Genomic DNA, 20,383 nt, shown 5'->3' on the forward strand with positions numbered 1-20,383 from the left:
CATGTAAAAACGACAGCGTGACGGCCGCAGCGCCGCGAGCGCCCGTTGCGGCGCGCGGCCCCAAGCGCAAAACGGAGCAGGCACGCCGGTTGCGACGCAAACCGCCGTCCGCCCTTCGTCACGATCCTCATCCGCACCTCATGAACGTCACATCGCCCTTCGCCCCGCATGTCTACTTCTGCGACGCGCGCCTCGTCGGCCCGCTCGACGCATGGCCCGCCACGTTCGCGCACATCGCGGGAATGGGCTTCGACCACGTGCTGATCGGCAGCTTCTGGGCCGCCAGCGCCGCGGGCTTTCCGCGTCACGTCGCCGATTTCCATCGGCCGGCCGCGGCGTTCGCGACGCGCGCCGGCGCGCTCGAAACCTTCTCGCGGCTCGCGCAGCTCGCGCACGGTCACGGCTTGCGCGTGATGCTCGAAGTCGTGCCGGACCGCATCGCGCGCGTCAACCCGCTGCGCAGCGAGCATCCTGACTGGTACGTCGAGCGCGCGCACGACGACGCCCTGATCGACCCGCGCAGCGCCGCGCACGAGATGGACGTCGCGCACGCGCAGCTCGGCGACGATGCGCCGCACGACGCGCACGACGGACTCGGCGCATGGTGGTGCAAACATCTCGTCACGTACGCGGATGCCTGCGCGGCCGGCTTCCTGATCGACGCGCCGCAGCGTCTGCCGGCCGCATGGTGGCCCGCGTGGCGCGCGGCGCTGCGCCGCGCGCGCCCCGACGTCGCGGTGCTCGCGGGCGTGCCCGGCCATGCGCGCGACGCGCTCGTGCAGTTGGAGGCGGCCGGCTTCGACGGCGTGTTCTCGTCGGCGCGCTGGTGGGATCTGCGCGCGCCGTGGTTCGTCGACGAGCACCGGCTGCTGCGCCGCATCGCGTCGCCGATCGCGTGCCCCGATGCGTTCGACGGCCCGCGCATCGCGGAAGACTGGCATGGCGCGCCGGACGAGGTGCTGGTGCGCGCGTACCACCGCGCCATGTGGACCGCGGCGGCGCTCGGCACCGGCTGGCTCGTGCCGATGGGCTTCGAGCGCGGCGTCGCGTTGCCGCTGATGACGCGCGACGCGGACGCCGCGCGCTATCGCGCCGCGTTCGACGGCGCGCGCTTCGATCTGTCGGGCGCGCTGGCCGATGCGAACGCGTGGCGCCGCGCGACGCCGCTGGCGGCGCAACGCGGCGAGATCGCGCAACTGAGCGCGCCCGGCGCGACCGCGACCGTACTGCTGCGCGGCAGCGGCCCGTCGCTCGAACACGACGACACGGCGCTCGTCGTCGCGCTGAATCCCGATCTGGACGCGCCCGCACGCGTCGACCCGGCGGCGATCCTGCCCGGCGTGCCGGGCGGCTTCACGCATGTCGCCGCGCCCGGCGGCACGCGCAAGCGCGGCTCGGCCGCGCTCGAGGCGTTCACGCTGGAGCCGGGCGGCTATGCGGTGCTCGACGCCCGGCGCGCCCCGCCCGCGACGACGCGCGCCGACGCGGCCCGCGAGCGCACCGCGCTATCGGCGGCGCTCGCGGCCGACCGGATCGCGATCGAGCGCGTCGAGCCGGCCGTCGACGGCGGGCGCTTCGCGATCAAGCGCGTGATCGGCGACACGCTGGTTGTACACGCATCGATCTTCACGGACGGCCATGCGCATCTGTCAGCCGTGCTGCAATGGCGCGCCGACGACGAGGACGACTGGCGCGAGGTGCCGTTCGTCGCCGAGCCGAACGATCGCTGGCACGCGAGCGTCGTGCTCGACCGGCTCGGCCGTCACGCGTTCCGCGTGGTCGCATGGCGCGACGACTGGGCGTCGCTCGTCACCAACGTCGCGAAGAAGCGCGCAGCCGGCCAGGACGTGATGCTGGAGCTGCGCGAAGCGCAACTGCTGCTCGCGACCGCGCTGAAACAGGCCGCGCCGGCCGACCGTCGCGCGATCGCGCAGATGCAGCGGCTCGCCGACGAATTCGGCGACGCGTCGCCCGAAGCGCGGCTCGCGATGCTCGGCGCACCGGCGCTCGCCGACGCATACGCGGCGCTGCGCTACCGGCCGTTCGTCACGCACGACGAGACGGTATACCCGGTCGAGGTCGAGCGCCGCGCCGCGCGCTTCGCGAGCTGGTACGAGCTGTTCCCGCGTTCGCAGAGCAACGATCCGTCCCGGCACGGCACGTTCGACGACGTGATCGCGCGCCTGCCGGCGATCCGCGCGATGGGCTTCGACGTGCTCTACTTTCCGCCGGTCCATCCGATCGGCACGACCGCGCGCAAGGGCCGCAACAACACGCTGAGCGCCGGCCCCGACGACCCCGGCAGCCCGTATGCGATCGGCTCGCCCGACGGCGGCCACACGGCCGTGCATCCGCAGCTCGGCACGCTCGAGTCATTCCGCACGCTGGTCGACGCGGCGCGCGCGCAGGGGCTCGAGATCGCGCTCGATTTCGCGATCCAGTGCTCGCCCGATCATCCGTGGCTCGCCGCGCATCCCGGCTGGTTCGACTGGCGCCCCGACGGCTCGCTGCACTATGCGGAGAACCCGCCGAAGCGCTATCAGGACATCGTGAACCCCGACTTCTACGCGCCCGATGCGCTGCCCGGCCTGTGGCTCGCGCTGCGCGACATCGTGCTGTTCTGGGTCGAAGCCGGCGTGCGGATCTTCCGCGTCGACAACCCGCATACCAAGCCGCTGCCGTTCTGGGCGTGGATGATCGCGGACGTGCGCGGCAGGCATCCGGACGTCGTGTTCCTGTCGGAGGCGTTCACGCGGCCGAAGATGATGTACCGGCTCGCCAAGATCGGCTTCTCGCAGTCGTACACCTATTTCACGTGGCGCGAGACGAAGCACGAGTTCATCGAGTATCTGACCGAGCTGACGGCCGGGCCGCCGCGCGAATTCTTCCGGCCGAACTTCTTCGTCAATACGCCCGACATCAATCCGCGCCACCTGCAGAACGCGCCGCGCTCCCAGTTCGTGATCCGCGCGGCGCTCGCGGCGACGCTCGCCGGCTCGTGGGGCATGTATTCGGGCTTCGAGATCGGCGAGTCCGCGCCGCTGCCCGACAGCGAGGAATATGCGGACGCCGAGAAGTACGAGCTGCGCGCGCGCGACTGGAGCAAGGCCGCGCATATCGGCGGCGAAGTCGCGCGGCTGAACCGCGCGCGGCGCGACCATCCGGCGCTGCAAACCCATCTCGGCCTCACGTTCGTCCCTGCGGACAACGATCAGGTGCTCGTGTTCGTGAAGGCGACGCCCGCCCACGACAGCGTCGTGGTGGTGGCGATCAGCCTCGACCCGTGGCATCCGCAGGCCACCGACTTCACGCTGGACGCGTCGCTGTGGCGCGGCTTCGGGCTGGTCGACGGCGAGCCGCTCGATGCGCTCGAACAGGACGCCGCCCATGCCGAGACCTGGCGCGGCCATCGTCAATACGTATCGCTCGACCCGCATGTGCGGCCGTACGCGATCTGGCGGCTCGCGCCGTCGCCCGGCGCCGCGCGAGCGGCGGCGCCCGAGCCGGGCGAGGCCCGGCGCCTTTCGGGAGCACACGGATGATGAAACGCGAAGATTCCCTCGACGACGTGCGCCGCGCGCAGTTCGCGTCCGTCGCACCGGCCGGCACCGCGCGCGCGCGCCGTGCGCGGCGCCGCGAGCCCGCACTGAGCACGGACGATCCGCTCTGGTACAAGGACGCGGTGATCTATCAGCTGCACGTCAAGTCGTTCTTCGACGCCAACAACGACGGCATCGGCGATTTCGCGGGGCTGCAGGAAGCTCGACTACATCGCCGAGCTCGGCGTCGACGCGATCTGGCTGCTGCCGTTCTACCCGTCGCCGCGCCGCGACGACGGCTACGACATCTCCGCCTATCGCGACGTGCACGCCGACTACGGCAAGCTCGGCGACATCAAGCGCCTGATCGCCGCCGCGCACGCGCGCGGCATCCGCGTGATCACCGAGCTCGTCATCAACCACACGTCCGACGAGCATCCATGGTTCCAGCGCGCGCGCCGCGCCAAGCCCGGCTCGTCGCATCGCAACTACTACGTCTGGTCCGACACCGGCCGCGAGTATGCGGGCACGCGCGTGATCTTCCTCGACACCGAGGTCTCGAACTGGTCCTATGACGAGGTCGCCGGCGCGTACTTCTGGCATCGCTTCTACTCGCACCAGCCCGACCTCAACTTCGACAACCCGGCCGTCGTGCGCGAGGTGATCCAGGTGATGCGCTTCTGGCTCGACCTCGGCGTCGACGGGCTGCGCCTCGACGCGGTGCCTTACCTGGTCGTGCGCGAAGGCACGTCGAACGAGAACCTGCCCGAGACGCACGAGATCCTGCGCCGCATCCGCGCCGATCTCGACGCGCGATACCGGAACCGCATGCTGCTCGCCGAGGCCAACCAGTGGCCCGAGGACGTGCAGCAGTATTTCGGCAGCGGCGACGAATGCCACATGGCGTTCCATTTCCCGTTGATGCCGCGCATGTACATGGCGATTGCGCGCGAGGACCGCTTCCCGATCACCGACATCCTGTGGCAGACGCCGCAGATCCCGTCCACGTGCCAATGGGCGATCTTCCTGCGCAATCACGACGAGCTGACGCTCGAGATGGTGACCGACAGCGAGCGCGACTATCTGTGGGAGGTCTACGCGAGCGACCGGCGCGCGCGGCTCAATCTCGGCATCCGGCGCCGCCTGGCGCCGCTGCTCGAGCGCGACCGTCGCCGCATCGAGCTGATGAACAGCCTGCTGCTGTCGATGCCCGGCACGCCCGTGATCTACTACGGCGACGAGATCGGCATGGGCGACAACATTCACCTCGGCGACCGGGACGGCGTGCGCACGCCGATGCAATGGTCGTTCGACCGCAACGGCGGGTTTTCGCGCGCCGATCCGGAATTGCTGGTGCTGCCGCCCGTGATGGGCTCGCTGTACGGCTATGACGCGATCAACGTCGAGGCGCAGACGCGCGATCCGCACTCGCTGCTGAACTGGACCCGCCGCATTCTCGCGACGCGCCGCGCGACCCAGGTGTTCGGCCGCGGCACGATCCGCTTCCTGCGCCCCGAGAACCGCAAGGTGCTCGCCTACCTGCGCGAGCTGGACGGCCACGAGCCGGTGCTGTGCGTCGCGAACCTATCGCGCGCCTCGCAGGCGGTCGAGCTCGATCTGTCCGAATTCGCGGGCCGCGTGCCGATCGAGATGACGTCGGACTCGCCGTTCCCGCCGATCGGCCAGCTGACCTACCTGCTGACGCTGCCGCCGTACGGCTTCCTGTGGTTCGTGCTGTCCGAGCACGGCCGCGAGCCGTCGTGGCGGCAGCCGCAGGCCGAGCCGCTGCCCGAATACGTGACGATCGTGATGCGGCGCGGCGAGCAGCGGCCCGACGTCGGCCAGCTGCATACGCTCGCGCACGACGCGCTGTCGTCGTGGCTCACGCGGCGCCGCTGGTTCGCGTCGAAGGACCGCAAGATCGGCGACGCGCGGCTGAACGTCGTCACGCCGATGCCTGACGAGCCGTTCCAGTACGCGGAGGCATGGGTGACGACCCACGGCGGCGACGTCGAACGCTACGTGGTGCCGCTCGCGGCCGCATGGGGCGGCGAAACGTCGAACCCGCTGTTCGCGCAGCTCGCGCTCGCGCGCGTGCGGCGCGGCCACACGGTCGGCTATCTGACCGACGCGTTCGCGCTGCCGGCCTTCGGGCGCGGGATGTTGCGGATGCTGCGCGACGGCGCGACCGTGCCGACTTCCGACGGCGGCCGCCTCGAGTTCCTGCCCGAGCAGGCGCTCGCCGCGCTCGATCCCGGCGACGATGCCGAAGTGCGCTGGCTCGCCGCCGAGCAGAGCAACAGCTCGCTCGTGATCGGCGATGCGATCGTGCTGAAGCTGGTGCGCAAGGTCGCGCACGGCGTGCATCCGGAAGCGGAGATGAGCCGTTACCTGACGCGGATCGGCTATGCGAACACCGCGACGCTCGCCGGCGAGGTCGTGCACGTCGATCCCGACGGCACGCCGCACACGGTCGCGATCCTGCAACGCTACGTCGACAACCAGGGCGACGCGTGGACGCGCTCGTTCGACTTCCTCAAGCGCGCGATCGACGAGCTGGCGCTGCCGGCCGTCGGCGACGGCGAGCCCGCGGAGCGCGACGGCGAGCCCGATGCGCTGCTCGGCTACGCGGCGTTCGCGGGCGTCGTCGGCACGCGGCTCGGCGAGTTGCACGTCGCGCTCGCGCAGCCGTCGGACGACGCCGCGTTCGCGCCGGAGCGCGCGACGCCCGAGCACGTCGACGGCTGGTGCGTCGACGCGATTGCCTCGTTCGGCCATGCGCTCGACGTGCTGGCCACGCGGCTCGACGCGCTCGACCCGAGCGCCCGCGACGCGGCCGAGACGCTGCTCGCGTCGCGCGACGCGGCCGTGCAGGCGCTCGGCGCGCTGGTGCCGCGCACGCTCGACGCGGTCTGCACGCGCATCCACGGCGACTTCCATCTCGGCCAGGTGCTCGACGTGCAGGGCGACGCGCTGCTGATCGATTTCGAAGGCGAGCCGGCGCGCGCGCTCGAGCGCCGCCGCGCGAAGTCGCATCCGCTGCGCGACGTCGCCGGCTTGCTGCGTTCGCTGTCGTACGTGAGCGCGACCGCGCAGTTCGCGATCGAGAAGGTGCCGCCGCAGGCGGCCGGCCGCAAGCGCGCGTTGTTCGACCGCTTCGGGCAGGCAGCCGCGGACCGCTTCGTCGAGTGCTATCGCGCGGCGGCCGAGCATGCGCCGGAACGCTTCGTCGATCCGCGCTACGCCGATCGCCTGCTCGCGCTGTTCCTGATCGACAAGGCGTCGTACGAGCTCTGCTATGAAGCCGCGAACCGCCCCGACTGGCTCGGCGTGCCGGTCGGCGGGCTCGCCGCGCTCGTCGAACGCCTGCTGGACGCGCACGCCGCGTCCGACCACGGAGGCACCCGATGACCGACACGCTGTTCGACCGCCGCGATATCGACGCCCTGCTCGGCGGCCGCCATCCCGATCCGTTCGCGTGCCTCGGCCCGCACGGCGAGGCCGGGCGCACGGTGGTGCGCGCGCTGCTGCCCGGCGCGCTGCGCGTGCGCGCCGTGACGCCCGGCGGCGACGAGCTCGGCGCGCTCGCGTGCGTCGACGAGGCCGGCTGCTTCGCCGGCACGATCACGCACGACGGCCGCTACCGGCTCGCGATCGACTGGCCCGACGCGCAGCAGGTGACCGACGACGCCTATGCGTTCGGCACGCTGCTGGACGACGCCGCGCTCGCACGCTTCGCGGCCGGCGACCCGGCCGCCGTGCTCGACTGCCTCGGCGCGACGCCCATTCGCGTGGACGGCGTCGACGGCGTGCGCTTCGCGGTATGGGCGCCGAACGCGCGGCGCGTGTCGGTGGTGGGCGACTTCAACAGCTGGGACGGCCGGCGTCATCCGATGCGATTGCGGCGCCCGTGGGGCGTGTGGGAGCTGTTCGTGCCCGGCATCGGCCCGGGCGAGCACTACAAGTACGAGCTGTGCGCAGCCGATGGCAGCCTGCTGCCGCACAAGGCCGACCCGTGCGCGCGCGCGACCGAGGCGCCGCCACGCACCGCGTCGGTGGTCGCCGATACGGCCGCGCTCGACGGCTTCGGATGGCACGACGCGGGCTGGATCGACGCGCGGCCCGACGCCGGGCGGCGGTTCCGGGTGCCGTGGTCGATCTACGAGGTGCATGCCGAGTCGTGGCAGCGCGTGCCCGAGGAGATGGACCGCAGCGCGACGTGGGACGAGCTCGCGGAGCGGCTGATTCCGTACGTGAAGGGCATGGGGTTCACGCACGTCGAATTCCTGCCGGTCACCGAGCATCCGTTCGCCGGTTCGTGGGGCTACCAGCCGCTCGCGCAGTTCGCGCCTTCCGCGCGCTTCGGGCCGGTCGACGGCTTCGCGCGCTTCGTCGACCGCGCGCATGCGGCCGGCATCGGCGTGATTCTCGACTGGGTGCCGGCGCACTTCCCGACCGATCCGCACGGCCTGATGCAGTTCGACGGCACCGCGCTCTACGAGCACGCCGATCCGCGCGAAGGCATGCATCCGGACTGGAACACCTGCGTGTTCAACCTCGGGCGCAACGAGGTCAGCGCGTTCCTGATCGCGTCGGCGCTCGCGTGGGCGCGCCGCTATCACGTCGACGGCCTGCGCGTGGACGCCGTCGCGTCATTGCTGTACCGCGACTATTCGCGCAAGGAAGGCGAATGGGTGCCGAACGTGTACGGCGGGCGCGAGAACCTCGAATCGGTCGCGTTCCTGCGCACGCTCAACGACGCGCTGCACGGCGCGGCCGCGCCGGCGGGCGTCGTCACGATCGCCGAGGAATCGACCGCGTGGCCCGGCGTGAGCGCGCCGGTCGCCGCCGGCGGGCTCGGTTTCAGCTACAAATGGAACATGGGCTGGATGCACGACACGCTGCAGTACATGTCGCGCGACCCGATCTACCGGCGCTATCACCATGACGAGATGACCTTCGGCCTCATCTACGCGTTTTCCGAGCGCTTCGTGCTGCCGCTGTCGCATGACGAGGTCGTGCACGGCAAGCGCTCGCTGCTCCGCCGCATGCCCGGCGACCGCTGGCAGCGCTTCGCCGGCCTGCGCGCCTACCTGGGCTTCATGTGGGCGCATCCGGGCAAGAAGCTGCTGTTCATGGGCGGCGAGTTCGCGCAGTGGTCGGAGTTCGCGCACGACGGGACGCCGCACTGGGATCTGCTCGACGCGCCCGCGCACCGGGGCGTGCAGCGCTTCGTGCGCGACCTGAACCGCGCGTACGCGTCCGAGCCGGCGCTGCATGCGCTCGACTGCGATGCGGCCGGCTTCACGTGGCTGATCGGCGACGATCGCGACAACAGCGTGCTCGCGTTCGCGCGCCGCGACGACAGCGGCCGCGTAGTGGTTGCGATCTGCAACTTCACGCCGGTGCCGCGCGTCGGCTATCGCGTCGGCTTGCCCGCGCCCGGACAGTGGCGCGAACTGATGAACACCGACGCGGCCGTGTACGGCGGCACCAACGCCGGCAACGACGGCGCTGCGTGGGCGCAGGACGTGCCCGCGCACGGCCAGCCGTGGTCAGCGACGTTGCGCCTGCCGCCGCTCGCGACGCTGTGGCTGACCCCCGCATGACCCATCACGCTTTCAACACGGAGACGCTCCCCATGCCGTCTGCACTGCCTGCCCGCCTCGAACCCGGCCGCTGCTATCCGCTCGGCGCGACCTGGGACGGGCTCGGCACCAACTTCGCGGTGTTTTCCGCGCATGCGCATCGCATCCAGCTGTGCGTGTTCGATCCGACCGGCCGCAAGGAACTCGCGCGGCTCGACCTGCCCGAGTGCACCGACGAGATCTGGCACGGCTACCTGCCGAACGCGCATCCGGGCACCGTGTACGGCTTTCGCGCGGACGGGCCGTATCAGCCGCAGCAGGGCCATCGCTTCAATCCGACCAAGCTGCTGCTGGACCCGTACGCGCGCAAGCTGGTCGGTCATTTCCGCTGGTCCGACGCGCTGTTCGGCTACCGCGTGCATTCGAACCGCTCCGACCTGTCGATGGACCGCCGCGACTCGGCGCCCGCGATGCCGAAGGCCGTGGTGGTCGACGAGGCGTTCGACTGGAGCACCGACCGGCGCCCGGACGTGCCGTGGCGCAATACCGTGATCTACGAAACCCACGTGCGCGGCGCGTCGATGCGGCGCGCCGGCCTGCGCGCGCCGGAGCGCGGCACGTTCGCCTCGCTCGCGCATCCGGCGTTCATCGATCATCTGCTGTCGATCGGCGTGACGACCGTCGAGCTGCTGCCCGTGCATGCGTTCCTCCAGCAGCGCGCGCTCGTGAACCGCGGCCTGCGCAACTACTGGGGCTACAACACGATGGCCTTCTTCGCGCCCGAGCCGGCGTACCTCGCCAGCGGCAGGCTCGACGAAATGCGCCACGCGGTGCGCAGCCTCCATGCGGCCGGCATCGAGGTGATCTTCGACGTCGTGTACAACCACACCTGCGAAGGCAACGAGCTCGGGCCGACCATCTCGTGGCGCGGCCTCGACAATGCGAGCTACTACCGGCTGCGGCAGGACGATCCGCGTTATCACGTCGACGAGACCGGCTGCGGCAACACGCTCAACCTGTCGCATCCGCGCGTGCTGCAAATGGTGATGGATTCGATGCGCTACTGGGTCGAAGCGCTCCACCTCGACGGATTCCGCTTCGATCTCGGCGTCACGCTCGGTCGCGAGGATCACGGCTTCGAGCCCGGCTCGGGATTTTTCGACGCGTTGCGGCAGGACCCGATCCTCGCGCAGCGCAAGCTGATCTCCGAACCGTGGGACGTCGGACCGGGCGGCTACCAGCTCGGCAACCATCCGCCCGGCTTCGCCGAATGGAACGGGCGCTTTCGCGACACGGTGCGGCGCTTCTGGCGCGGCGACGCCGGCCAGCGCCCGGAGCTGGCGGCGCGGCTCGCCGGGTCGGCCGATCTGTTCAATCATCAGCGCCGCCGGACCTGGGCGTCGATCAATTTCGTCACCGCGCATGACGGTTTCACGCTGGCGGACCTGGTGGCTTACGAGCACAAGCACAACGAAGCAAACGGCGAGAACAACCGCGACGGCCGCGACGACAACTGCAGCGCGAACTGGGGCGCCGAAGGGCCGACGGACGATCCGGCGATCCGCGACCTGCGCGCGCGCGTCGCGCGCTCGATGCTCGCGACGCTATTCACCGCGCTCGGCACGCCGATGCTGTTGTCCGGAGACGAGTTCGGCCGCACGCAGGCCGGCAACAACAACGCGTACTGCCAGGACAATCCGCTGTCGTGGCTGGACTGGGAGCTCGCGCACGGCGACGAAGGCACGCAGATGATCCGCTTCGTGTCGCGGCTCGCGGCGATGCGGCGCATGTATCCGGTGATGTCCGCGCCGCACTACCCGTCGGGCGACCGCGACGGCGCGCCCGGCATGCGCGAGATCGAATGGTTCGACGAGCGCGGCGAGGTGCTGAGCGTGCCCGCGTGGGAAGACGGCGAGCGCCGCGCGCTGACGATGCGGCGCGTCGGCACCGGCCGCACCGGCCGCACCGAGGCGCTGCTCGTGATGCTCAATGCGTCGGCCGACACGATCACGTTCCAGCAGCCCGCGCCCGCGCTCGAGTACCGCGTGCTGCTCGATACCGCGACGCCCGACGCCGGCCCGCGCTCGTGGCCCGACAGCGGCGTCGAGGTCGCCGCGCACGCCGCCGTGATCGCGGTGGCGGCCGTGCCGCCCGACCTGTCCACCAAGGAGCCGTCATGACGTCACGTTCCGACCTTCCGCCCGGCACGCACGCGTATGCGTCGTCGTTCGGCGCGACCTGCGTCGACGCCGGACACACGCGCTTCCGGCTATGGGCGCCGGCAAGCCGCAGCGCCGCGCTCGAGCTGCAGGGCGATTTCGAGGGCAAGCGCCCGGGCGAACAACGCATCGACATGCAGCCCGCCGGCGACGGCTGGTTCGAGGTGGTCGCCGCGTGCGGCGCCGGTGTGCTGTACCGCTACGTGCTCGACGACGGCTTCGCGGTGCCGGACCCGGCGTCGCGCTTCCAGCCGTACGACGTGCACGGCCCGAGCCAGGTCGTCGATCCGGCCGCGTACCGCTGGCGCAACGACGCATGGCGGGGCCGGCCCTGGCACGAAACGGTCCTGTACGAGCTGCACGCCGGCGCGTGCGGCGGCTACGCGAACGTCGAGCGGCGGCTGCCGGCGCTGGCCGCGCTTGGCGTCACGGCGATCGAGCTGATGCCCATCAACGCGTTCCCCGGCGCGCGCAACTGGGGTTACGACGGCGTGCTGCCGTTCGCGCCCGATGCGTCGTACGGCCGGCCCGAAGAACTGAAGGCGCTGATCGACGACGCGCATGGTCTCGGCCTGATGGTGTTCCTCGACGTCGTCTACAACCATTTCGGCCCGGACGGGAATTTCCTGCCGCGCTACGCACCGGAATTCTTCCGCGCGGACCGCAAGACCGCGTGGGGGCCGGCCATCGACTTCTCGCGCGCGCAGCCGAGCACGTTCTTCATCGAGAACGCGTTGTACTGGCTCGACGAGTATCGCTTCGACGGGCTGCGGATCGACGCCGCGCATGCCATCGACGACGACGCGTGGCTGCGCGAGCTGGCGCGCCGCGTGCGCGCCCATGTCGGCGACGCGCGCCACGTGCATCTGGTGCTGGAGAACGAGCGCAATACCGCGAGCCTGCTGGGGCCGGACGGCTTCGACGCGCAGTGGAACGACGATTTCCACAACAGCGCGCACGTGCTGCTGACGGGCGAGCATGACGGCTATTACCGCGCGTACGCCGACGCGCCGCTGCGCCGGCTCGCGCGCACGCTCGGCGAAGGCTTTGCGTATCAGGGCGAGCCGTCGCCGCTGCACGACGGCGCGCCGCGCGGCGAATCGAGCGCGCATCTCGCGCCGACGAGCTTCGTCGCGTTTTTGCAGAACCACGATCAGGTGGGCAACCGCGCGTTCGGCGAACGGCTGCGCGCGCTCGCGAACGACGACGCGGTGCGCGCGGCGACCGCGCTGCTGCTCCTGTCGCCGCAGATCCCGTTGCTGTTCATGGGCGAGGAAGACGGCAGCACGCAGCCGTTCCAGTTCTTCACCGACTATCGCGGCGAGCTCGCCGATGCGGTGCGCGACGGCCGCCGCCGCGAGTTCGCCGCGTTCCCGGCTTTTGCAGACCCCGCGCATCGCGACGCGATTCCCGATCCGAACGACCTCGGGACGTTCGTGCGGTCGTCGCCGGCGCACGCGCACGAGAACGCGCATCAGGATGCCGATACGTGGCGGCGGTTCTACCGCAGCGCGCTGACGGTGCGGGCAGCGCTGGTGACGCCGCATTTGCCGGGAGCGCGGGCGTTGGGGGTCGAGTTGTTGGGGGCGCATGTGGAGGGCGTGGGTAACGGCGGTGCTGGTGGTGCTGGTGCTGGTGCCGGTGCTGGTGCTGCTGGTGCTGCTGGTGCTGCTGGTGCTGCTGGTGCTGCTGGTGCTGCTGGTGCTGCTGGTGCTGCTGGTGCTGCTGCCGGTGCTGCTGGGAGCGGCGCTGGTGAAGCTGGCGGTACCGGCGACGCCGGCGCTGACGGCGCTAGTGCTGCTAGAGACGACAGTGGCGACGCCGGTGACAGCCACGGCAACGGCAACCCCAACGACACCCCCATCGCCCTCGCCGCCCGCTGGCGGCTCGGCGACGGCAGCACGCTGACGATCGCCTTCAATCCCGGCTCGCACGATGCGGTGCTCGACACGCTGCCGGTCGGCAAGGTCGTGTTCGAGACGCCACCGCGCGCGCGCGACCGGCTCGCTGACCGGCGCCTGCCGGCGCGCAGCTGCATCGTCTGGCGCGATGGCGCGGTCAACCACGACGCGCTGATGCATCGCGCGAACGCACCGACGGCCAACACATGACGGCTAACACATGACGACCGACGTATCGATCGCCGAGCTCGCGCGCGCCGCGGGGCTCGAACCGGACTGGACCGACGCGGGCGGTGTCGCGCGTCGGGTGGACGACGACGCGCTCGTCGCGCTGGTCGACGCACTCGGCTGGCCCTGCGGCACGCCGATCGAGCGCGTCGACAGCGCGGCCGCGCTTGCCGATGCGCGCAACGCGCCGCCGCAGCTCGTCACCGGCGACGCCGGTGCGCCGCTCGCGCTGCCACACGCCGTCGCGCCGGCCGGCACGCGCTACCGGATCACGCTCGAATCGGGCGCGCACGTCGACGGGCGCGTCACCGCCGGCGGCGAATCCGGCACGCTGGCGCCGATCGACGAGCCCGGTTATCACACGCTCGACCTCGGCGCACGACGCGTTGCGCTCGCGATCGCGCCGCCGCGCGCGCGCCCGTTCGCCGGCGAGCGCATGCCGCAGATTGACGGCCGCTGGGGAATCGCGGCGCAACTGTACGGGCTGCGCCGCACCAACGACGACGGCGCCGGCGACTACTCGGCGCTCGCCGAACTCGCCGCGCACGCGGCAAGGCATGGCGCGCACGCGGTCGCGATCAGCCCGACGCACGCCGGCTATCCGGCGCTGCCCGAGCACGACAGCCCGTATTCGCCGTCGTCGCGGCGCTGGCACAACGTCGCCTATCTCGACTGCGAGGCGGTGCCGGGCGCGGACTTCGTGCGATGCACGCGCGAGCCGGCCCACGACGACGGCCGCGCGCCCGACACGCCGCTGATCGACTGGCCGCACGTGCTGCCGCTGCGACTGCGGCGCCTGCGTGCGTGCTTCGACGCCTGGCGCGAAAACGGCGAGCCGGCGCGCGACGCATTCGAACGATTCCGCGCGGCCGGCGGCGCGGCGCTCGACGCGCATGCGCGCTTCGACGCGCTGCAGGCGTTCTGCATCGAGAACGGGATCGGCGCGGACTGGCGGCAATGGCCCGCGCAGTGGCGAGACCCGACGTCGCCCGAGGTCGACGCGTTCGCGCAGGCCCACGCGGACACGATCGCCTTCCACACGTTCCTGCAATGGTGCGCGTCCGACGCGCTCGGCCGCGCGCAGGCGACGGCGCGCGATGCAGGGATGGCGCTCGGGTTGATCGCCGATCTGGCGGTCGGCTCCGATTGCGCGGGCAGCGATGCATGGGCGCACGGCACGACGCTGTTGCGCGGCGTGTCGGTCGGCGCGCCGCCGGACCTGTTCAACACCGACGGCCAGGCGTGGGGCGTGACGACCTGGACGCCGGACGCGCTGCGCGCGACCGGCTTCGCGCCGTTCATCGAGCTGCTGCGCGCGGCGTTCGCGCATGCGGGCGGCGTGCGCATCGATCACGTGCTCGGCTTCGCGCGCCTGTGGATCGTGCCGCACGGCCGCTCGCCGCGCGACGGCGCGTACCTGCGCTATCCGCTCGACGATCTGCTGCGCATCGTCGCGCTGGAGGCGGCCCGGCATCGCGCGATTGCGATCGGCGAGGATCTCGGCACGGTGCCGGCCGGCTTTCGCGAGCGGATCGCCGCGCAGGGCATCGCCGGCATGCGCGTGCTGTGGTTCGAGCGCGACGCCGACGGCGCATTCCGGCCGCCGTCGGACTGGGATCGCGACACGGTCGCGATGACGTCGACGCACGATCTGCCGACCGTTGCCGGCTGGTGGCGCGGCGTCGATCTCGAATGGCGGCGCGGCGCGCACGCGCAGCGGGACGACGGGCCCGCACACGGCGCGGGCGACGACGTCGGGCTGGCCGCGGCCGCACATGGGGCGGATGGCGCGGATGGCGATGAACGCAACGCGCCGTGCTTGCGCGACGACGCCGATGACGCCGGCCGCGATCCATCGCCGCCCGATCCCGACCTCGCGGCGGCTGCCGCCAGCGCGGAAACCGAGCGCGCGGCCGAACGCACGGCGCTGTGGCGTGCGCTGCAGCGCGCCGGCTGTGCGCCGGCCGATCAGGCCATGCCGCCGCCCGATGCGCCGCCGGTCGACGCAGTCGTCGCCTACGTCGCGCGCAGCCCGTCGCCGCTCGCGATCGTGCCGCTCGAAGACCTGCTCGGCCTCGACGCACAGCCGAACCTTCCCGGCCCGCCGTGCGGCCATCCGAACTGGCTGCGGCGGCTGCCGCGCGCGATCGACGCGCTGTTCGACGCACCGGTGCGCGAGCGCATCGCCGCGATCGAACGCGCACGCACTGCGCGCCGGGAGGACGCATGACGCCGCGCGCGACCCTGCGCGTGCAACTGCACGCGGGCTTCACGTTCGGCGATGCGGCCGCGCACGCGGACTATTTCGCGCGGCTCGGCGTGAGCCATCTGTACCTGTCGCCGATCACGACGGCCGAGCCCGGCTCGCTGCACGGCTACGACACCGTCGACCATCGCGCGATCAGCGCGGAGCTCGGCGGCGAAGCCGGCTTCAAGCGACTGGTCGAGGCGCTGCGCGCGCGCGGCCTCGGCGTCATCGTCGACATCGTGCCGAACCATATGGGCATCGGCGGCGCATCGAACCACTGGTGGCGCGACGTGCTCGAATGGGGGCCGGCAAGCCCCTACGCGCACTACTTCGACATCGACTGGCATCCGCCCGATGCGGCGCTCGACGGCAAGGTGCTGCTGCCCTGCCTCGGCGCGCCGTACGGCGACGCGCTCGCGGCCGGCGACATCACGCTCGACGTCGATCCGCAGACGGGGCGCTTCTTCTTCGCATGCCCGGGCCGCACGCTGCCGGTCGCGGCCGCGACCTATGCGGAGATCCTGCGCATCGCGAACCGCGCGGACCTGAACGCGCTGGCCGAACGCTTCGCCGCCGCGCCGCTGCGCGGCAGCGCGCGGCTCGCGCAGGCGCACGCGGCATTGCGCGACTACGCGGCCGAGCACGGCGCGCACGCGTTCGACGCGGTGCTGCGCGGCGTCGATCCGCGGCGCGCGCGCTCGCGCGCCTGCCTGCACCATCTGCTCGAAGGCCAGCACTATCGGCTCGCGTGGTGGCGCACCGCCGCCGACGAACTGAACTGGCGGCGGTTCTTCGACATCACCACGCTCGCGGCCGTGCGCGTCGAGGACGAAGCGGTGTTCGATGCAGTGCATGCGCTGCCGCTGGCGCTCCATGCGGCGGGCCTCGTCGACGGCGTGCGCATCGATCACGTCGACGGCCTGGCCGATCCGGGCGCGTATTGCCGGCGTCTGCATGCGCGGCTCGCCGCGCAGCGCGACGAGCGGCCGTTCCTCGTCGTCGAGAAGATTCTCGCGCCGGGCGAGACGCTGCCCGACGACTGGCACGCCGACGGCACGACCGGCTACGATTTCATGAACGACGTCGCCGCGTTGCTGCACGACCCGGCCGGCGCCGCGCCGCTCGCCGCGCACTGGGCCGCCGTGTCGGGCTCGACGCGCACCTTCGCCGACGAGGCGACCGCCGGCAAGCGGCGCGTGCTCGCGCGCCAGCTCGCGGGCGAGCATGCGCGGCTCGCGCGGGCGCTGCACCGCATCGCGCGCGCCGCGCCGGCGACCCGCGACATCAGCCGCAACGCGCTGCACCGCGTGCTGGGCGAACTCGCCGTGCACCTGCCCGTGTACCGCATGTATCCGGCGCTCGGCGACGAACCGGGCGACGCCGATCGCCGCGTGCTCGAACGCGCGTACGACGCGGCCCGCGCGGCGATCGATCCGTCCGACCGCTATGCGCTCGAGCGCGCCGCCGCCTGGCTCGGGCTGCCCGGCATCCGCGTGCCGCGCGCCGATCCGGCCGCGCTGCTCGCGGTGCGCGTCGCGTTCGCACAGCTGAGCGCGCCGCTTGCCGCGAAGGGCGTCGAGGATACGGCGAACTACCGCTACGGCCGGCTGCTGTCGCGCAACGAGGTCGGCGCCGACGCGGGCGACTTCAGCCTGTCGCGCGGCGCGTTCCACGCGCGCAACCGGCGTCGCGCGCGCAGCGTGCCGCGCACGCTCGTCGCCACCGCGACGCACGATCACAAGCGCGGCGAAGACGTGCGTGCGCGCCTGGCCGTGCTGAGCGAAGTGCCGGACGCGTGGCGCGCGGTGTCGCTCGACTGGTCGGCGCTGAACCAGCCGCATCGCGGCGCCGCGCATCGCGATCTGGCGTGGACGCCGGGGCCGGCGGCCGAGGCCATGCTGTATCAGACGCTGGTGGGCTGCTGGCCGCCGACGCTCGCGCCCGACGACGCGGCGGGCGTCGCCGCGCTGGCCGAGCGTGTGGTGGGCTGGCAGACCAAGGCGTTGCGCGAAGCGAAGCAGCACACCGACTGGCTCGCGCCCGATGCGGACTACGAACGCGCGAGCGAGCAGTTCGTGCGCGCGATCCTCACGCCGCGCGGTGCGGGCGATTTTCTGCATCGGCTGCATGCGTTCGTCGCGCGGATCGCCCCGGCCGGCGTCGTCAACAGTCTCGCGCAGGTGGCACTGCGCATCGCGTCGCCAGGCGTGCCCGATCTGTATCAAGGTACCGAGTTATGGGATCACTCGCTCGTCGATCCCGACAACCGGCGCGAGGTGCCGTTCGCGCAGCTCGCGGCCGAGCCGGTCGATCGGCCGGTCGCCGCGTATCTACGCGACTGGCCGGACGCGCGCGTGAAGCGCGCACTGATCGAGCGGATGCTCGCGCTGCGCGCGCACCGGCGGACGACGTTCGCGGACGGCGCGTACGTGCCGCTGCGCGTGCGCGGTCCGCTCGGGCGGCATGCGGTGGCGTTCGCCCGCCGCGACGACACGGCGACCGTCGTGGTCGTCGTGATGCGGCTCGCGTGCCGCCTGCTCGGCGACATGCCGGGCTTGCCGCGCATCGAGCCTCGGGAATGGGGCGATACGGCGGTCGTGCTGCCGCCGGTGGCGGGCGGGCCGTGGCTCGACTGCCTGAACGGCGGCGGCGCGGTCGAGACGCATGACGGCATGCTGCGGCTCGACCGGTGTTTGTCGGCGCTGCCGGTGGCCGTGGTCGTCGCGACGCGCGGTCGGGGCTGAAGCGGGGGGCGGCCCGCACTCCCCCGGCGACGGCAACCGCCGACCGGTCGACTACCCTCGCGCCCGACCCACCGCTCGCGATCGAACCGCCCCCGCCGTGCGCGATCCCGGGCGCCCGGGGAGCCGCTCGCTCCCGCGCCAGCCCGCGGATCATCCCGTTTCCCGGCATTGACGTGATATCGTGCGCATCGACAGAAGCGTCCACCATTCATTCCGTCATGAGGGGCGACATGCGTCTAGCCGAATTCATCACGCGCAACATGGAACCGATCCTCGTGCAGTGGGAGGCGTTCGCTGCAACGCTGCTCCCGGCCGCGAGAACCATCGACTCCCACGGGCTGCGCGATCATGCTCGCCAGATCCTGGAGGCGATTGCCAAGGACATCGCAACCCCACAAACGCGGGAAGAACAGCGGGAAAAATCGCTCGGCCGCGCACCCAAGCCGACGAATGCCTCGGAAACGGCCGCCCAGACGCATGCCGTGCTGCGCGCGCGGCGCGGCTTCGACATCAACCAGCTGGCGGCCGAGTATCGCGCGCTGCGCGCCAGCGTGCTGGGGATGTGGATCGACGAGTGTCGGCCGAGCCCGCCCGATCTCGACGACATGATCCGCTTCAACGAAGCGATCGATCAGGCGCTCGCCGAATCGGTCGCGTTCTTTACCGAGCAGGTCGAGCAGGCGCGCAACCTGTTGCTCGGCATGCTCGGGCACGACATGCGCACGCCGTTGCAAACGATACGCCTGACGGCAAGCTATCTGTCGGCGCTCAATGCGGGCGAAAAGGTGTCGGAAGCCGCCGCCAGGCTGATCAGAAGCGGCGGTCGCATGCAGTCGCTGCTCGACGACCTGTGTGATTTCAGCCGGACGCAGCTCGGGCTCGGCATCAACGTGATTCGCCGCGACGCGGATCTCGCCCATGTCGTGGCCAATGTGGTCGATGAGTTGCGGGCCGCGCATCCGGACCGCGAAATCAATGTCGACGTGCGCGGCGACCTCCGCGGCAACTGGGACGATCAGCGGATGCAGCAGTTGCTCAGCAATCTGTTGACCAACGCGCTGAAGTACGGAACGGCCAATACGCCGGTTCGCGCCAGCGCGATCGCGAGCGACGACGAAGTGACGATCGAGATCGGCAACAGCGGTCCGCCCGTCGCGCCGGATCTGCTGGAGCGCATCTTCGATCCGCTGCAACGCGGCACCAGTCCATCAGAGAAAAGCGGCGAGGACGTCGGACTGGGCCTCGGCCTGTACATCGCTAGCGAAATCGCCCACGCGCATCGCGGGCGGATCGACGCGCGCTCCGACGCGTCGGAAACGGTATTCGCGGTGCGGCTGCCGCGACGCGCGTGACATGCCGCGGCGTGGCGGTGCCGCACATCGCACCGCGCGCCGCACGTGAATCGTCCTGAAAAACGATTTCAGACCTTCGGCCAAGCCCGCTGACAACGCGTTGCCGTTGTAGCCTGCGCGCGCCATACCACCTAGGCCAACGTCGGATGCCTGCCGCCGCTCACGCGTCGTGACCAGGCTTTCGTGCTGCGAGTCGAGCCCAGTTCCGCGTGTCGCCCCTAACGGGGATCAATCCCTGGCATAGCAGTCAACCCGCTCATCCGCCAGCCTTTCAGCCTCGACCCTGTCCGGTCAACTCGAGGCACGTGCTGCACGTGGCACCCAGGTTCCCGCCCTCGACCCGCGACAGTAGCCGATAGCGCGCGGGCATCAAGGGGCGAGGGACCGTGTTACCCGCCCCCCTCCCTCGCCTTTTTCCTTGACGCCCGCGCGCTATCGGCTCCATCAGTCGCACGGGCGGAAACCCGGGCGCCTCGCGGCAGCGAGGCCGACCCCGAGTTCCACCGGAAGGTGTCCAGCCTCAACGGTACAGCGCATTCCTCCGCCCCATCTCAGCCCTCAACC

General features: G+C 71.5%; 7 protein-coding genes and 1 pseudogene. All 8 read left to right on the plus strand.

What is annotated here, in order from left to right:
• Nucleotides 1-140 precede the first annotated feature (140 nt).
• The 8 genes and pseudogenes from WJ35_RS17355 to WJ35_RS17390 all read left to right on the plus strand — a co-directional run bounded on the left by WJ35_RS17355 (nucleotide 141) and on the right by WJ35_RS17390 (nucleotide 19,819).
• Entirely contained in the window at nucleotides 141-3,542 is a 3,402-nt protein-coding gene (locus tag WJ35_RS17355) for an alpha-1,4-glucan--maltose-1-phosphate maltosyltransferase (protein ID WP_069239584.1), read from the plus strand.
• Nucleotides 3,542-6,950: pseudogene (gene treS, locus WJ35_RS17360) on the plus strand (maltose alpha-D-glucosyltransferase). Before WJ35_RS17355 ends, treS begins: the two are co-directional and overlap by 1 nt.
• Nucleotides 6,947-9,148, plus strand: a complete 2,202-nt coding sequence (gene glgB / locus WJ35_RS17365; RefSeq protein ID WP_069239585.1) for a 1,4-alpha-glucan branching protein GlgB — start codon at nucleotides 6,947-6,949, stop codon at nucleotides 9,146-9,148. The pseudogene treS and the gene glgB overlap by 4 nt, the downstream one beginning before the upstream one ends.
• 32 nt (nucleotides 9,149-9,180) lie before the next feature.
• A complete protein-coding gene (gene glgX, locus WJ35_RS17370; protein WP_069239586.1) occupies nucleotides 9,181-11,307 on the plus strand; it encodes a glycogen debranching protein GlgX in 2,127 nt (708 codons plus the stop codon).
• Entirely contained in the window at nucleotides 11,304-13,457 is a 2,154-nt protein-coding gene (gene treZ / locus WJ35_RS17375) for a malto-oligosyltrehalose trehalohydrolase (RefSeq protein WP_069239587.1), read from the plus strand. Before glgX ends, treZ begins: the two co-directional genes overlap by 4 nt.
• 10 nt (nucleotides 13,458-13,467) lie before the next feature.
• Nucleotides 13,468-15,705, plus strand: a complete 2,238-nt coding sequence (gene malQ / locus WJ35_RS17380; protein ID WP_069239588.1) for a 4-alpha-glucanotransferase — start codon at nucleotides 13,468-13,470, stop codon at nucleotides 15,703-15,705.
• Complete coding sequence (gene treY / locus WJ35_RS17385) at nucleotides 15,702-18,467, plus strand: malto-oligosyltrehalose synthase (RefSeq protein ID WP_069239589.1); 2,766 nt, start codon at nucleotides 15,702-15,704, stop codon at nucleotides 18,465-18,467. Before malQ ends, treY begins: the two co-directional genes overlap by 4 nt.
• Nucleotides 18,468-18,697: 230 nt before the next feature.
• Nucleotides 18,698-19,819, plus strand: coding sequence for a sensor histidine kinase (locus tag WJ35_RS17390; protein WP_045579596.1), 1,122 nt, complete (start codon nucleotides 18,698-18,700; stop codon nucleotides 19,817-19,819).
• Nucleotides 19,820-20,383 lie beyond the last annotated feature (564 nt).

This window comes from Burkholderia ubonensis (assembly GCF_001718695.1).
GTDB lineage: Bacteria > Pseudomonadota > Gammaproteobacteria > Burkholderiales > Burkholderiaceae > Burkholderia > Burkholderia ubonensis_B.

What these genes read in the sequence shown, in the direction of transcription:
- WJ35_RS17355 (WP_069239584.1), top strand. Translation starts at nt 141, where the DNA reads ATGAACGTCACATCGCCCTTCGCCCCGCATGTCTACTTCTGCGACGCG.
- glgB (WP_069239585.1), top strand. Translation starts at nt 6,947, where the DNA reads ATGACCGACACGCTGTTCGACCGCCGCGATATCGACGCCCTGCTCGGC.
- glgX (WP_069239586.1), top strand. Translation starts at nt 9,181, where the DNA reads ATGCCGTCTGCACTGCCTGCCCGCCTCGAACCCGGCCGCTGCTATCCG.
- treZ (WP_069239587.1), top strand. Translation starts at nt 11,304, where the DNA reads ATGACGTCACGTTCCGACCTTCCGCCCGGCACGCACGCGTATGCGTCG.
- malQ (WP_069239588.1), top strand. Translation starts at nt 13,468, where the DNA reads ATGACGACCGACGTATCGATCGCCGAGCTCGCGCGCGCCGCGGGGCTC.
- treY (WP_069239589.1), top strand. Translation starts at nt 15,702, where the DNA reads ATGACGCCGCGCGCGACCCTGCGCGTGCAACTGCACGCGGGCTTCACG.
- WJ35_RS17390 (WP_045579596.1), top strand. Translation starts at nt 18,698, where the DNA reads ATGCGTCTAGCCGAATTCATCACGCGCAACATGGAACCGATCCTCGTG.